10 protein-coding genes are annotated in these 15778 nt (G+C 43.5%); 7 read left to right on the top strand and 3 right to left on the bottom strand.

Annotated elements, in window-relative coordinates:
* Positions 1–66 precede the first annotated feature (66 nt).
* Positions 67–4698, top strand: a complete 4632-nt coding sequence (locus tag AC0YOD_RS13225) for a glycoside hydrolase family 3 C-terminal domain-containing protein (RefSeq protein WP_475799759.1) — start codon at positions 67–69, stop codon at positions 4696–4698.
* A 62-nt stretch (positions 4699–4760) separates the two neighbouring features.
* Here the strand turns inward: AC0YOD_RS13225 and AC0YOD_RS13230 are convergent, their stop codons facing one another.
* The gene (locus tag AC0YOD_RS13230; RefSeq protein ID WP_475799760.1) at positions 4761–6308 is read right to left on the bottom strand and encodes a response regulator transcription factor; all 1548 of its coding nucleotides are present in this window, start codon (positions 6306–6308) and stop codon (positions 4761–4763) included.
* A gap of 7 nt (positions 6309–6315) precedes the next feature.
* Entirely contained in the window at positions 6316–8115 is a 1800-nt protein-coding gene (locus AC0YOD_RS13235; RefSeq protein WP_475799761.1) for a cache domain-containing sensor histidine kinase, read from the bottom strand.
* 171 nt (positions 8116–8286) lie between these two features.
* Here AC0YOD_RS13235 and AC0YOD_RS13240 point away from each other — a divergent pair, with 171 nt between their 5' ends.
* The 4 genes from AC0YOD_RS13240 (at position 8287) to AC0YOD_RS13255 (ending at position 13077) form a co-directional block, all read left to right on the top strand.
* Positions 8287–9624 carry an ABC transporter substrate-binding protein gene (locus tag AC0YOD_RS13240; RefSeq protein WP_475799762.1) on the top strand — a complete coding sequence of 446 codons (1338 nt, stop codon included), beginning with the start codon at positions 8287–8289 and terminating at the stop codon, positions 9622–9624.
* A gap of 103 nt (positions 9625–9727) precedes the next feature.
* Positions 9728–10594 (top strand): carbohydrate ABC transporter permease, encoded by an 867-nt coding sequence (locus tag AC0YOD_RS13245; RefSeq protein ID WP_475799763.1) that lies wholly within the window; start codon positions 9728–9730, stop codon positions 10592–10594.
* A complete protein-coding gene (locus AC0YOD_RS13250; RefSeq protein WP_475799764.1) occupies positions 10591–11427 on the top strand; it encodes a carbohydrate ABC transporter permease in 837 nt (278 codons plus the stop codon). Before AC0YOD_RS13245 ends, AC0YOD_RS13250 begins: the two co-directional genes overlap by 4 nt.
* 84 nt (positions 11428–11511) lie before the next feature.
* Positions 11512–13077, top strand: a complete 1566-nt coding sequence (locus tag AC0YOD_RS13255) for an alpha-L-rhamnosidase-related protein (RefSeq protein ID WP_475799765.1) — start codon at positions 11512–11514, stop codon at positions 13075–13077.
* 166 nt (positions 13078–13243) lie between these two features.
* On the opposite strand, the gene AC0YOD_RS13260 is transcribed toward AC0YOD_RS13255, so the two are convergent.
* The gene (locus tag AC0YOD_RS13260) at positions 13244–13840 is read right to left on the bottom strand and encodes a TetR/AcrR family transcriptional regulator (RefSeq protein WP_475799766.1); all 597 of its coding nucleotides are present in this window, start codon (positions 13838–13840) and stop codon (positions 13244–13246) included.
* 317 nt (positions 13841–14157) lie between these two features.
* Between AC0YOD_RS13260 and AC0YOD_RS13265 the strand changes: the two genes are divergently transcribed.
* Together AC0YOD_RS13265 and AC0YOD_RS13270 are read left to right on the top strand one after the other, a co-directional pair.
* Positions 14158–14925 carry an SDR family NAD(P)-dependent oxidoreductase gene (locus AC0YOD_RS13265; RefSeq protein WP_475799767.1) on the top strand — a complete coding sequence of 256 codons (768 nt, stop codon included), beginning with the start codon at positions 14158–14160 and terminating at the stop codon, positions 14923–14925.
* Between the two features lie 24 nt (positions 14926–14949).
* Positions 14950–15702, top strand: coding sequence for an SDR family NAD(P)-dependent oxidoreductase (locus tag AC0YOD_RS13270; protein WP_475799768.1), 753 nt, complete (start codon positions 14950–14952; stop codon positions 15700–15702).
* Positions 15703–15778 lie beyond the last annotated feature (76 nt).

Raw genomic sequence — 15778 nt, forward strand, 5'->3', positions numbered from 1 at the left:
ATGTATAATTAATTTGGATCAAAATGAAAGCGATTACAAAAATAAGGAATGAAAGGGAGCGACAAAATGAACGACAAAACCCAGCATAAATGGGGAAAAAGAATGGTGTCTTTGGTGCTAGCAGGGGTGCTTGTTACGAGTATCACTGCAAGCCCCTTCCCGTCAGTACATGCGGCAGAGAGTACTGTATTTAAGACACAAAGTGGAGGAGTCTTCGACGGTATGCCGTTGTTTGATGGTAATCCAGAGCATTTGGACGCATATGTGGACCGTTATTTTGAATATACCGGATTAGAGGGGCCGGCGGTTTATGTCACTGGATCACGCAATCATTATACGCTTACGCAGGGGCCAAATGCAGGGAAAATCATTCCGGGCGCCTTGGCAGCAGCTGATAATGTACAAGGTGTTTCTACTGATTTCCCGGCGCTGTTAGGAATGGGACAAACCTGGAATAAGGAGCTGCTTTCTGATATTGGGAAGGTGATGGGAAATGAAAAGATCAGCTTATTGAAGGTGAAGCAGGGAGAATCCAATATCCACGGGGGGGCAAATGCGTCCGCGACGGTTGCGTTTACGGTAGTCAGTGATATGCGTATTAATCCTTTAAGTGGCAGGTTTGATGAAGGTTACTCGGAAGATCCATATATGGCAGGCACCTTGATCAATCAGATGGCTTCTGGTCTTAGCGGTATTGATCAATCAGTAAGTGATGAGGGGTTTTGGATGCGCGCGGCTGTTGGAACCAAGCATTATTCGGTTTATAATGCACAATGGTTTCGTGAGAGTGCAAATAACAGCGCTAGTGCAAGGTCTATGTTCGAATATCAGACACGGAGTCCGCTTAAGGGTCTAGAATCTGGATCAATTGCGGGTGTTATGACTTCTTATGGACGTACCAACGGGATTCCAAATATTCTATCTCCATTGCAGCTCCATGCGAATGATTTTTCCAAATACGGCGTTTATAGCTCGCCAGACTTTAATGCAGATGCACATGTATCAAGTTCAGGCAATCTTAGCAACGGCTATGATGCCAACTATGCTGTTGACCGCACACATGCGACTGTATTGATGGCGCTGGCCGAGGCAAATGCAGGGCGGCCATCAGGTACGACGCCTGCGGATGTGCCGGACCTGGTTGCGCTTGTCAACAAAGGTGAGTATGGCATCACCGCCGAGGATCTGATTACGGCTGCAAGGCCCCATGTCAATCAGATGGTCCGTGTCGGAATTTTTAATGAGGTGGATGAAAACGGTATTCCAAAATTTTATCCATTTGCTCAGGATGCCAAGGATGTGCGTACAGTAACAGCAGCGACCTATAGCTTGCCGGAGCATCAGGAAGTTGCACTGCAAGCAGCACAGGAGAGCATTGTATTATTGAAAAATGACGGCGTCTTGCCGCTGGTCAAAAATAAAAAAGCTGCTGTTTCCGGTGTATACGCAGATGCAAGATTCAAAACGACCTATTCAGTAGGGACAACGCCTGTTCTTCCTGAATCAGGAATTTCACCTCTGCTTGCGATTATTAATGCTAACGGAGCTAATCATGTATCTTATGATTCTGCTGGCAAAGTCATTGCGCTTACCGCAATGAGTAATAATCAGACGGTTACGGCTAATGTTTATAGTCCAGCCGTAATTGCAGACGGGGCACAGCTTGTTACGACAGAGGACCCGCTAAACCCTGAAGATCCAGCTCAGTTGTTCGAAGTGTTCGATTGGGGGCAAGAAGGCTCCAGTCTGCTATCACTTAAAAACAATCGATGGGTAACGTCTCCTACTGCTAACAACGCTGCTGTAGGCAATACAGACGCAACTAGATTAAATTTAACGAACAATGATTGGGATCTTGCAGCGATGCTTGGCAATACGAGCGCGATTCCGCCAAGACTCCGCATCGAGACAAATACGGATCAAACCATATCTTTAGTCACTAATGGTTATCGAAGCGGCTTTTCAGGTGATTTTACGAATTGGTATTATTCTAATGGCCGCTTCATTACAACAGGCGCAGATGCAAAGTTGAAGACAGCGGCAGCTGTCCTTGGAAATGTATCAAATGCAGCTATTCGCAATGCAGATGTGAAATTTAAAGAGACGGTCGTGAAGGAAGTTGGTCAGGATACAGTGGCAAGAGCGACAACCGCTGACTATGCCGTTGTATTCGTTGGCGCGGTTCCTCGTCATAGCGCAGGCGAAGGCAATGACCGCTCAAGCTTGTATATGGGGGATGCCGATTATGAGCTTGTTGACAAGGTATCTGCTGCCTTTGCTGCTCAAGGTAAAAAGACAATCGTTGTTGTCAAAAGCAGTTTCCCGGTAGGTTTGGAGGAAATCCAAAACAATCCAAATGTTTCCGCTATCGTTTATCAGCCATACGGAGGTCAATATGATTCTCATGCGCTGGCACAGGTTCTGTACGGTGATTATGCACCAACGGGCCGTCTGACTTCAACTTGGTATGCCGACATGTCTGCATTCCCGGCGATTAATAAATATGTCATTCCCGAAGGCAATAAGACAGCATCATTAGCTACAATTGATCCGCGCTTTACGTTGGATATGACCAACGCTGATCCTATTGAATCTGAGCTTACTTATATGTATACGAATGCACCGATTACGTATCCATTTGGATTCGGTCTCTCCTATAGCAGCTTCTCATACAGCGATTTTAATGCGCCTGAGAGTGCCAGTGGGAAAGAGCCTTTTACCGTTTCCGTCAAAGTGAAAAATGAAGGCTCCGTGAATACGTCGGAAGTCATTCAGCTCTATATCAAAAATAACCAATCAGGCTATGGTCATTCAGCTCCTAAGCAGCAATTGGTTGGATTCGAGAAAATAGCACTGGCAGCAGGTGAGAGTAAAACGGTCTCCTTGTCGGTTGACGCAAATGATTTTGGAATTTGGGATGTTAATAAGGATAGCTTCATTATTGAAAATGGTGACTATACGTTGATGGTTGGTTCGTCCTCCAAGGAAATTCGTGGAGAGAAGAGCATTCAAATCAATGGCGATGAAATTGCTGCACTGCAAGTATACAAGCCCTTTAATGTGTTTGACCATGCATACGCATCCAATGAAGTCATCTATCATGAAGTATCCAAAGAACGCACAGCGCAAAATCTGAAGGCGAAAAAGGTTGTCGGTGGATATTACGCGGTTAGATCAAAGCAGAATGGTTCTTACGTTGCCATACCGAATGTTGATTTGACTGGTACTAAAAGCGTTAATGCTTCGGTTGCTTCCGATGCAGCAGGTGGGATCATTACCCTGCATGCGGATTCGCCAAGCAGTGCGCCTATCGCAATGATCGAGGTTCCTGCAACGAAGACTAAATCTTATACGATTTCCAATGCATCTGTTCCGGTTACGGAGTTGGCCTATGTAGATGTTCATGCTGATCTAAGCAACACGAATCTGAAGGGCAAACACAATCTTTATGTTGTATTCAAAGCTGCTGATCTGCGGATAGACAGCTTGGCATTTGAAAGCGAATCTGCAATCAGTACCTCAAGCAGCCAGTTTACTGTAGGCCAAGTAAATCCTGTTGCGGTCATTAAGAGCGATAGTGCTTCTTTCTCAGCAACTGCAGCCCAAATCGATAACTGGAGCTTTGCTGCAAATGCGAGCGGCCTAAAGCTGGAATCCATCACCATAGATGAAATAGGAAGAAATGCAGCTCTTCAATTTAGCGGAACTGCACAAGCAGCTTCCATTGAAATTGCAGCAAAGGCTGCGGCCTTTGATGGGAATGTAACAGACAGCAACAAACTAACCATTACAATTACTGCTTCTACTTCTACTCCAGGGGGAGGTACGCCTAGCACGGAAACACCAGCGGTAACGATTACAGCAGCAAGTGCAGCGGATGTGGCGAAAGTAAATAATATTAAGATGGAGGGAGTTACGGTAGTCGGGATGCCTGTGGGTATCAAAACAGGCAAATTGAACGGCTCCTATGCTTCAGTGGCTGTTATGATTGAGAAAGAAATCGGCAAAAAGGTTACGGCTCTAGCTTGGGTTGCCGATGATGGCACCTTAGTACCAGTGCCTAGCAGGATAAGTACGGATGCAAGTGGAAAAGTCGTAATTAAAGCGCTTGTTTCCTTAGATGGAACTTACGTGGCTATCTCCTCTGAGCGTGTATTTACTGACGTAGCAGCTGGAGCATGGTATGCAGGTGAAATAGCAAAGGCAAACAGCTTGTTACTAATCAACGGAGTGACATCATCCACTATGCAACCGGGAGCTCCAACAACGAAAGCCCAAACACTTATGGTTGCACTTAATGTGCTTGGCCTAGCTCCGGAAAAGAATGCATTGGATATGAAATGGTATGATTCTGTCGTGAGAGCAGCAGCTAACCATAAGCTGGTTAGTTACTCTTCGCTAGCCTCTGATGCACCAATGTCACGAGAAGACATGGCAGTGGTTCTGATTAACGCTCTTCGCTATGCGGGAGTAGACATTGTACTGAGCGATGCGGAAATAAATGATTTGCTGCGAGGGTTCTCGGATGCAGCGAAAATAACCAAAGACAACCGTACTGCAATGGCAATTTCCATTAAATACGGTATATTCAAAGGAACACCGGCACAGCAATTGTTGCCTTCAAGCACCATTACACGTGCGGAGCTTGCTGCTGTTGCTCTCCGTACCCATAGCATCATCGTTGATCGGATTTCCTAGTCGGTAGAAGTAACAAAATAGCCTGCGCCTCGAAAGAGGGCAGGCTATTTTTGCTGCTCGTTTTACCTTTTACGAAATTCCTCTGGCGTTAATCCTGTTATTTTCTTAAATACACGGAAAAAGTATTTCGGATTATCATAGCCTAATTGTTTTGCAACCTTGTATACTTTGTCATCGGTACTTTTTAATAGCCTCTTTGCTTGTTCGATCCGTAGTTGGTTAATGTAGTCAGTGAAATTTTGCGCAGTCTTTTCTTTGAATAGGAAGCTCAGATAGCTTGGATTGAGATAAAAGAGCGACGAGATTTTTTCCAACGTTAAATCCTTAGTATAATTTTTGTGTATATATGTTTTAATGTTATCGATGACATTTTCGGATGAATAAGCAGAGCTTTCTTTCAATAAATCTGCGGTACTCGTTAAGACAGTAAATAAGTATTCCCGAATCGAATCAAGATCAAAGGATATGTTCAGCACCGACTCCAAGCTTGAAGACGGTGAGCCGTCAGCATGCGTTTGCAAATAAAAAGATAGTATTTTTTTGACTTCCTGTATCATATCTCTGCTCTGTTCTTTTAGCTGAGCGAGCGAGACGGCAGGCTGGCGGATATAAAAGGCGAAAAAATCGAGTATTAGCTCCTTCACCTTCACAGTTTGACCCGATTCGATTAGAAACAGCAGTTCATACGTTCTTTCCCACAGCATGACATTTGGCAACGAGTTATGTTTGTTATACTGGTAGCATCGACCAAAATCGGCAATTGATCGTTGATCAAGTGCGGCAATTGTTTCATGGTGAGCTTGATGCAGCATATTGACATCATGAATGATGGTACTGATGCCTACGCAGCCCTCACGGCCTTTCCTGATGCTCACCGTTTCGATCAGCAGTTCTGCTGTTTGTTTGGCATGCTCAAGCATAGCAGACTCTGACTGCTCCTCCTGATATGACAACAACATGAAGGCTAGCTTGTCACTTTGGGAGTGAGGGATGTAAATATAATCCTGATGCAGTTTATTAATTGCTTGCGCGTTCGAATCCGGGGCATACAGGGTCAGTAAAATGTAAGAGGACGAGGCTAGCACCTCTTTTAATCGGGTTGATTGAAAGGATGGAAGCTTGTCTCTTTGATGAAAGCCGATGATAAGATTCAATAGGGATTGGATATCTGAATGATAGCTGATATGCTCATTTTCAGCTGTTTTCAATACGACTTCCTGCTTAACGGTCCGATCCTTCTCAATGGCTTCGATCGCTTGTTCCAGTGTGCGATGAATCTCTTCACGACTAAATGGCTTCAGTAAATAACTGACCACCTTGGCGGATATAGCTTCCTTCATGTAGTCGAAGTCAGAGTGTCCGCTTATTACAATCATTTTTTTATCAGGATATTGCTGATGAACGAATTTCATCAGCGACTTCCCATCCATTTCGGGCATGCGCATATCGGTAAAAATAATATCCGGGTCCAAACGATTGATTAAATCTATTGCATCTGCGCCATTGTCAGCTTCTCCAGAGAAGGTCAACTGCTGGCTGAATGATTGTATTTTTTTGAGTAATCCCTTACGAATCAAGGGCTCATCGTCTACGATAATAAATGAATACATGTTATTGTCACCTCTTTTCCCAATTAGACGGAACTGCAATTTTGATGGTTGTACCTATATTTTTTTCGCTTTCAAAGGTTATGCCGTCTTTCATGCCATAATAGAGCGCCAGTCGTGAGTGGACGTTCTTGATGCCAATGCTTTGCTTCGACCGTTGGCCAATGGATGAGAATTCAGGTGGATGGGATAGCAGTTCTCTAAGCTCTTTGACTTGCTCCTGTGACATGCCAACGCCGTCATCGCTAATTTCGAAGAATATCATTTCTTCTCTTTGATAACCCTTGATCATAATGCTGCCTTTGCCTCGCTTGTTTTCAAGCCCATGGAAAATTGCGTTTTCCACGAGCGGCTGGAGGAGCAGCTTCAGCATTTTCATATGTAAAATTTGTTCCTCAATCTGTTTTTCAAACTTAATTTTATCGCCGTAGCGAATTTGCTGGATCGCCATATAGTTGTCTACATGCTGAATTTCTTCAGCAGCGACCACTAATTCGCTATCAGTCTTGATGCTGTATCTGAACATATCTCCTAGAGCTTTAGTCATAACAACGATGCTTTCAACCTCTTCAATTTCAGCAATGCTGTTTATGGATTCAAGCGTGTTGTATAGGAAATGGGAGTTGATTTGAGCTTCGAGCGCTTTCATTTGTGAATCCATTGTCAAAATGCGATTTTGGTAGCTTTCGCGAATATGCGTATCAATGTCCTTCATCATTTTGTCGAACTCGAGGTATAGGATTCCAATTTCATCTACTCTTTTCTTGTCGGCTTTAATGCTGACAAAGCGTTGAGCTTTGTTTTTGCGCATTACTTTTGTCAACTGAATGATAGGCTTGGTTATTAAATTGGACAAGAAGAAGGAGAGGAACAGAAAGATAACGGCGCAGGAAGCAGATACATAGATAATCAGCTTTTGCGAGATGCCGTATTCTTCATAGACCTTGGCAACGGAAATATTAGCAATTACTTTCCAGTTGTTGCTAGGAATCGTTTGGATGACCGTTAAGTTTGTGGAGTCATTGAATTGCTGCTTGGAGCTAGTCATTGCAAGTGTTTTGCTCAGCAGTTCATCCGACAGATTTTCACCGATATGAAGGTTTGTGCCTTCATACAAAATTTTTCCACTCTCATTAGCCAAATAAATGTTTGAAATGCTTGGTGCGGGATTACGGTTTAAGCCTGCAAAGATATCCATGCTGCAATCAAGCATAAAGACGCCGAGAAATTCATTGGAATTGGGATCGTAAAGAGACCGTGAAAAGCCAATAGATGTTTTGGCATTAATGATATAAGGTTTGATGCCAACCTCACCGATATACAGCTCACCTTTGCTGGCAACGGTCTGTTTGTACCATTCATCTTTAAAAGGGATGTAGTCTACATTTAAATCTGTTCCATTCCCATAACTGATGAATTTACCATCGGGTGTAAATAAGTAAATTCCATTAATATAATTATAACCCAGTAAAATGTTTTCGAAGATTAGCTTTAATTTGGCTCTTATAGTGAAAATTTCGTATTGATTGTTTGTATTTTGCAGCTTTCTGAGCTCATCGCTAACCGTGTTGTAAGCGGTTGCAGTTGAGGACTGCTGCAGCACGGTTATGGAGATTCGATCGATATTTTGTAAAATTTCTTCGATGCTTTTTATCGAGTTGTTGATGGTTGTTGATGCGACAAGAGAAGTTTGCTCATTGACAAGTTTGGTGTAACTGCGATAAGAACTAACGGTTACGACGATGATCGGCACAATCGATACAAGCACAAGAACAAGAAATAGCTTGGTTTTAATATTAAAAAAGAGCATACACGTATCCTCCTAGTTTGTCTAATCTAAAAATAGTGCACCAAATTAGCCAAAGCAATTATACTGTTTCTCACATTATTATAAAAGTGTGCTCAAGGCAATAGCGTTTCATGAAATCGCAGGTGAGAGCAATTCTACGCCACAAACAATAAAAACAGGGGGAAATGCACAATGAAATCGGTAAAAACAATGGGTCTCGCTTTTTTAGTATTTTGTTTCGTTCTACTTAGCGCTTGCAGTTCCAATAACGAACCTTCAAATGCGACGAATACACCGGCATCTAATGTCGACAAGGATGGTTCGGAGCCTATTACGCTGACGATGATGATGTCTGGCAACAAAGCTTCAGAAGGAGAGGATTTTGAACTGGAGACGTTGCCGCGCTTGGTAAAGGAAAAATTCCCAAATATTACGCTTGAAGTTCAGAAGCTTCCCGATGATCAATACAATACTTCGGTTCGCACGAAGCTTGCAGCCGGACAAGGACCGGATATTTTTTGGATATTCCCTAAAAATGCAGCTGGCGGTGTCATCGATTTCGCTAAAGCCGGATTTGCTGCTGACTTATCTGATTTGAAATTCTGGGATAATATCGGTGCAGGTGCAAAGGATGATATGTCCTATGATGGCAAGCCATACGGAGTAGCGGAAGGCCTTGATTACCTAGGTGCTTACTACAACAAGGAAATGTTGGAGCAAGTGGGTGTCACTGAATTTCCAAAAGACTGGGCTTCCTTCCTTGAAGCTTGCCAGAAGCTGAAGGATGCAGGCTTTACACCGATCGTTCTTGGTGATAAAGATCCATGGGTGATTCAATTCGGTATGTATCCAATCGCTGCAAACGTTGTATATCCTGATGAAATGGATTTTGACGTAAAGGTTCAAAATGGAGAAAAATCACTTAATGATCCAAAATGGGTAAAAACGATTGCAATGTACAAAGAGCTTTATGATAAAGGCTATGTCGTTAAAAATTCACTTGGAGTAGGCAGCGCGCAGGCTTCCCAATTGTTCATCGATGGCAAAGCTGCAATGACATTCACAGGCACATGGGATTATGCTTCCATGACTTCTAAGGGCGCTGCTGATTTTACACGAGGCTTTGCTTCGCTTCCAGGCAATGATGCGGGTAAACCAACCTTCGTATCTGCGGCAACCGCTGCAGGTTATGCGCTAAACGCGAAGTCGAAAAACCTAGACGCTGCCAAGGAAATTTTGAACTATTTATTTGATGGAGAATCGGATCTGTTTAAGGCGTTTGTTGCATCAAACAGCTCAATCAGCGTATACAAGGATGTTCCTTTGACGAATGATCTGTTTAAAGAAGTGAACGAGAACTATCAAACAAACGGAAATTCGGTATATTTCAGCAATCAAATGTGGCCAGCAGGCGTTTCTGATGTTATGCAAGCTAAATTCGCTGAAATTATCGGCGGACAGAAAACGACGCCGGAAGATGTCGCAAAAGCGATGGATGAGAAGTTCCAAGAGCTTTGGAAAAATAAATAAAAAATTTCCTATCAACTGGAGAGTAGCATCGGGGGAAGACAACCGTCTTCCCCGTTGGGATGAGGTTAGCTGGAGAGGATGGAGCAACATGAATTCGACTGTAATGAAAAAATCAATGTACTTTTTTGCAATACCGGCTCTCATTTTTTATCTGATTTTCTGGATCTTTCCGATTCTAAGATTGTTTCAGTACAGTATTACCGACTATAACGGCTTTTCCCAAGCTTATCATTACATCGGACTCGATAACTATAAAGCTCTATTTAAAGGAGATACATTAGGTATTTCTGTGAAAAATACGTTGATTTACACATTAGTAACTGTTGTGCTGGGCAATATGATTGGTCTTGCACTGGCTCTACTATTAAATATGAAAATTAGAGGAAAAGGGATTTACCGCTCCTTGGCGTATATTCCGACCTTATTCAGCGCTATAGTTGTCGGTTTCATTTGGAGCTATGTATATATGCCGGACTATGGCATGATCTCTACCTTCCTAGATAAATTAGGAATAAACGGTGACAACTTGAATTTTCTGGGCAGCTATTCCACTGCCTTATATGCGATTATCTTCGTAGAAATTTGGAAGAACATAGGCACGACGATGATTATTTTCCTTGCTGGTCTGCAAACGGTTCCGAATGACCTGCTGGAAGCTGGGAAAATGGATGGCTGCGGTCCTTGGCGGCTCTTGCAGCATGTAAAGCTGCCACTGCTCGCGACTGCGATTACGATCAATGTAACGTTGAGCCTTATCAATGGTTTGAAAGCCTTCGATTTCCCGTTCATCATGACGAACGGCGGTCCAGGCACTTCTACCAATACCTTGATTTATTCCATCTACAAGATGGCCTTTACAGAGCAGCTTTTCGGTAAAGCTTCAGCGCTTGGCGTGATTTCCTTTGCCCTAATCATTGTGCTTACGGCTGCCTTTGTTATCCGAATGAACAAACGGGAGGTGTCGGCATGACTATAGGTTCTTTGACAAAAAAGACACTCATCCAGCTTGGCGTTATTTTAGTCATGGCTGTCAATTTGATTCCGCTTATTATTGCGTTGTCCACTTCGTTGCGTGATCCGAAAAATAATGCAAATCCGCTTAATTTATTCAGCGAGATGTCCTTTGCCAGCTACCGTACAGCCTTCGAGCGCATGCACTTCACCGAAGCACTTATGAACAGTATTGTGCTTACCGGCATTTCCGTCGTTTTCGTCGTGCTGCTAGCAGCAATGGCAGCGTATCCCATGGCAAGGCTCAAAACTAAATGGAGCAAATTTTTGTACCTGTTTTTTCTCTCGGGCTTAGTCGTACCTTCTCAAATGGTGCTCATCCCGATCGTGCAGATGATTAATTCGCTTCATATTCCGACTTCACAGTACACGCCGATTCTGATGTTTATTACGTGCAGTCTTCCATTCTCTACGTTTTTGTACACGGGCTTCATTCGAAGCGGCGTACCTGAAGAAGTGGAAGAGGCGGCTCACATCGATGGTGCGGGGCTTTTCCGCCGATTCTGGCTTGTTGTATTTCCGCTGCTGATCCCGGTAACGGTTTCTGTCGTCATTACGCAGGGTGTTTGGATATGGAATGATTATTTCTTTAATATGATTTTTATTTCCAAAGCTGCGGATTCCCCATTGCCATTGGCGATGCTCGGCTTTCTTGGTGATCAGCAAAATCCGACGCAGTGGAACGTTCTGTTTGCAGCTTGCTTCTTATGCGCGCTGCCGCTGCTCATTGCCTTTTTATTTTTGCAAAAGTATTTTGTCGGAGGCATGACGGTGGGAGCCGTGAAAGGATGATTGCTAGACGGGGGAGAGTCCCCCGTTTTCTTTTGACTGAAGACATGCTGAAGAATTTAATAATTACGGAATAGGAGAACAAAAATGAAAACTAAACAGGTGAATCAGCCTTTCGTGGAGTTGGCAGAGACATTCATTCCTCATTTGTATGAGAAAAAGGTTTATCCTGCCTGCCTTATTGATGTGGAGAAGGATCCAACTGCGTTTCAGGGATGGCGAACAAAGCGGGTTGGTACTAGCGAAGAGCTAGCTGATCGCGTGTTAAACAAAAGCGACAGCATCACGCTCGATTTCGGGGATCATCATGTTGGATATCTTTCATTTTCGATTAACAATGTTAACAGCAATGCCGATGCGCCGCTTCGCTTGAAATTAATTTTCGGCGAAATGCCCTGTGAGATTGCTGAAGATTTTGATGATTACGAAGGTTGGCTGAGTCGTTCATGGTTGCAAGACGAAGTAATAAATATCGATGTGCTGCCAGGGACAGTAACCTTGCCGAGACGTTACACATTTCGTTATTTGAAAATAATAGTATTGGCGACTTCACAGCGCTACAGCATTTCGATTCCGGAAATATATTGCACCACCGTAACCTCAGGAGATATTGCACAGGTAAAACCGCTGCCAAATCATTTATCCGAGGAGCTGAGAACGATGGACCGCATCGGAATCAAGACGCTTCAGGATTGCATGCATACCGTTTTCGAGGATGGACCGAAGCGGGACCGAAGACTTTGGATCGGTGATCTGCGTCTTCAGGCGCTCGCTAATTATGAAACCTTCAACAGCAATGATCTTGTCAAAAGATGCCTTTATCTCTTTGGTGGAATGCTGCTTGAGGATGGGCAGGTAGGCGCTTGTTTATATGAGAAGCCTGCCCCGTTTGTCGATGACATCTATTTATATGATTACGCGTTATTTTTCGTTGCTACATTGTATGACTATTATGAAGCAACGAAGGATCGGGATACGCTTGTTGCGTTATGGCCCATCGCGATGGAGCAGCTACACATTGGCTTGCATCGGCTTGATGAACGAGGCATTGTCAAGGATGACGATACTTGGTATTGCTTCCTCGATTGGCATGAAGAACTGAATAAGCAAGCAGGTGCGCAAGCAGTCCTGATCTATAGCCTCAAGAGAGGTTTGGCTATTGCTGCGGAGTTGGGTGACAGCGAGGCGCGGACTTTTATCTCCACAGCGATCAAACAAGCGACTGAGGCGGCAATTACGCATCTTTGGGATCAGGAGGCAGGCTACTTTATTAGCGGTCCCAATGCCCAGGTATCTTGGGCCTCTCAAATTTGGATGGTACTGGCTGAGGTTCTGGATGCGGGGCAAAGTTCAGCATTGCTTGATCGCTTATTTGAGCAGCCGCCGGCAATTTCGATGTCAACACCGTACCTTTATCACCACTTGATTGAAGCGCTGATCTTGTGCGGGAAAAAGGAGAAGGCGCTGTTGGAGATGCGGGCCTACTGGGGTGAGATGATTAAGGATGGCGCAGATACATTCTGGGAGCTGTACAATCCAAACGATAAGAAGCTATCGCCTTACGGAAGTAATCTAATCAATAGCTACTGTCATGCATGGAGCTGTACACCGACTTATTTTATACGCAAATATTATATGGACGAAGGCAACTAGGTGCTTGGAGATCAGGAGAAGCAGGGAGATTATGAATATTGAATAAGCAAAGGGTAGGAAATCCACCATATATGGCGGTTCCTGCCCTTTTGTTGTTTATATAGATTTTAAATTAGACGATTGTTATTCCATTTCAATGTGAATTTTTTTTATTATAAAACATGTTTTATTTCTTAAATACGATATAGTCCATTTTGCCGTTCACTAACGTAGTTAATTGTTCTGCCATATAGCTAGCTGAATACTTGAAGCTGGTCTCAGCCCAGTGCATGATGACCCCAACCGTTGCAGACATCCGGTAACTCAGCATAATTTCATAGTCGAGGGGAGGATCACTTTCTTCCATCTCAATATGCATATCCTCCCGCATGGATTCCCGTAGTCGATCGAAAAGTTCAACCGTCATATTTCCTCGTTCGACCTTCGATAACGCCAAAAATTCATCTTTATGCTTCTCAATATATTCGAATAGTTTCAAACTGGATGGATAGATCATCGTAGCTTCAACTCGCTCCATCCCTTCGTAGGGATCCAATAGCGTTAACGCAAAACCACTTAGAAAATCATCATGAATTTCCTTCAACAAATACTCTTTACTGTAATAATGTTTATAAAAGGTTCCTCGGTTGTAATCTGCTCGGTTGGCCACATCCAAAATCGTGACCGCATCATACCCCTTCTCCAAAATGAGTGCAACGAATGCTGATTTCAAAGCTTGGCGAGTTCTTCTTGCCCTTCTGTCTACATTTTCTTCCAGCGTCAATAGAATCTGCCCCCAATTATGATCTTGTTAGTATTATTCTTTACTGGACATATTATAAAAAAAGAAATGCTTACGTTTCAATAAAATAAGGATCTCGACTGGTGAGTACCCTAAAGGTAACAAAAGAGCCCAGAATGTTCAATATCTAAAAGAAGAGGAAACACTAGCGGACTGACTGTTGAATAGCTGACATTATCATGGTTTTTGATTATTGAAGGGCTAAATAATTGTGGTGTAACCTAGTAGATAGAGAGAGGATTTCTCTTCTTCTAGGAAACATGGCACAACCAATTCAACTCAAAGGAAGCGAATATATAATGAATGAATCACAAGTTAAGACAGCAGTTATTACCGGTGCCGCAGGCGGCATAGGGAAAGAGCTCGCTCGCCGGTTGGCAGATCGTAAGCTTAATCTAGTTCTGGTCGATTTGAACGAAGAAGCGATAAAAAATGTCATTCAGGACTTGGGTTTAAATGATTCTAACTCTCTAGCTGTAGGGGCTGATGTCTCGAAAGAGGAAGATGTTCAGAACTACGTAAATAAAGCAGTAGAGAAATTCGGAACCATTGATTATTTTGCAAATAATGCCGGAATTGAGGGTCCTGCGGGGCTTGTCGAAGAGCAAAGCGTCAAAGCGCTTGATCTTGTGTACAACGTAAACGTAAGAGGCGTGTTTCTTGGTCTGCATTATGTCATTCCTGTTATGAAGAAACAAAAATCCGGAGCTATTCTGAATACTTCTTCTCTAGCAGGACTGATGGGCGCGCCTGGCATGTCTCCTTACATTATGTCCAAGCATGCCGTGGTCGGCTTGACTCGCGTAACAGCAAATGAGCTTGCCCCTCATGGCATACGTGTCAATGCGGTACTTCCGGGTACGATAAATACACAAATGATGCGTAAAATTGAAAACAATTTTGGAAGCGCAGAAGCATTCAAAGCAGCTAATGAAGCTGCTACTCCAATGGGACGCTATGGTGAACCTCAGGAGGTTGCTGCGGTTATGAACTTCCTTTTATCCGATGAAGCTTCGTTTGTAACGGGCTCACTATATACAGTAGACGGCGGTATGATGGGGCAGTAATAAAAACGAAATGGAGTGAAATTCATGAAACTGCAAAACAAAGTATTGGTTGTTACAGGCGCAGGAAGCGGGATTGGACGTGCTACTTCACTCAAGCTGGCTTCTGAAGGAGCTATCGTTGTTTCTTCCGATTATAATGAAGCAACGGCGAAAGAAACAGCTGAAATGATTAAGCAAGCGGGCGGACAAGCCTCTTACATTCGTGCTGATGTATCCAAAGTAGAAGATGTGCAGCATATGATCGACAAAACGGTGGAGACACATGGTACGATTGACGGTATTTTTAACAATGCCGGTGTAGGCGATGTACGCTCCTTCGAGGAGCACACACCAGAATACTTCAATCACGTTATCTCCGTTGATCAGTTTGGTGTATACCTTGGTATCTATTATGCCTCCAAAAAGATGAAAGAACTTGGTGTGCAAGGAATCATTGTGAGCACAGCTTCGATCTTCGGTTATATGGCAGCAAAGGGCAGCTTTGCCTACCAAGCAGCAAAGGCAGCGGTTGTCATGATGACAAAATCGGCAGCTCTAGAGCTTGCTGATGATGGTATTCGTGTCGTGGCTGTTGCCCCAGGGTTTATTGATACACCGATTATCAAGGATGGAGATGGCTTCAAAGAATTCCTTGCTGATCAGCATCTAAGCAAAAAGCTCATTCAACCGGAAAAGATAGCTGACGTTGTTAGCTTCCTATTCTCCAATGAAGCATCGGCCATTAATGGACAAACCATTCCAGTTGATGACGGCTTCCTTATTTTCAAGCGCTCATAATATAGATATGAAATGTCAAAAAAGGATTGAGCCCGCTGGCAAGACAGCGGGTTTAATCCTTTTTTTTATATAATCG

It is taken from the genome of Paenibacillus sp. J31P13 (assembly GCF_056269295.1).

Bases quoted from the DNA above. Each gene is read 5' to 3' on its own strand.
- AC0YOD_RS13225 (WP_475799759.1), top strand. From the start codon at position 67: ATGAACGACAAAACCCAGCATAAATGGGGAAAAAGAATGGTGTCTTTG.
- AC0YOD_RS13230 (WP_475799760.1), bottom strand. From the start codon at position 6,308: ATGTATTCATTTATTATCGTAGACGATGAGCCCTTGATTCGTAAGGGA.
- AC0YOD_RS13235 (WP_475799761.1), bottom strand. From the start codon at position 8,115: ATGCTCTTTTTTAATATTAAAACCAAGCTATTTCTTGTTCTTGTGCTT.
- AC0YOD_RS13240 (WP_475799762.1), top strand. From the start codon at position 8,287: ATGAAATCGGTAAAAACAATGGGTCTCGCTTTTTTAGTATTTTGTTTC.
- AC0YOD_RS13245 (WP_475799763.1), top strand. From the start codon at position 9,728: ATGAAAAAATCAATGTACTTTTTTGCAATACCGGCTCTCATTTTTTAT.
- AC0YOD_RS13250 (WP_475799764.1), top strand. From the start codon at position 10,591: ATGACTATAGGTTCTTTGACAAAAAAGACACTCATCCAGCTTGGCGTT.
- AC0YOD_RS13255 (WP_475799765.1), top strand. From the start codon at position 11,512: ATGAAAACTAAACAGGTGAATCAGCCTTTCGTGGAGTTGGCAGAGACA.
- AC0YOD_RS13265 (WP_475799767.1), top strand. From the start codon at position 14,158: ATGAATGAATCACAAGTTAAGACAGCAGTTATTACCGGTGCCGCAGGC.
- AC0YOD_RS13270 (WP_475799768.1), top strand. From the start codon at position 14,950: ATGAAACTGCAAAACAAAGTATTGGTTGTTACAGGCGCAGGAAGCGGG.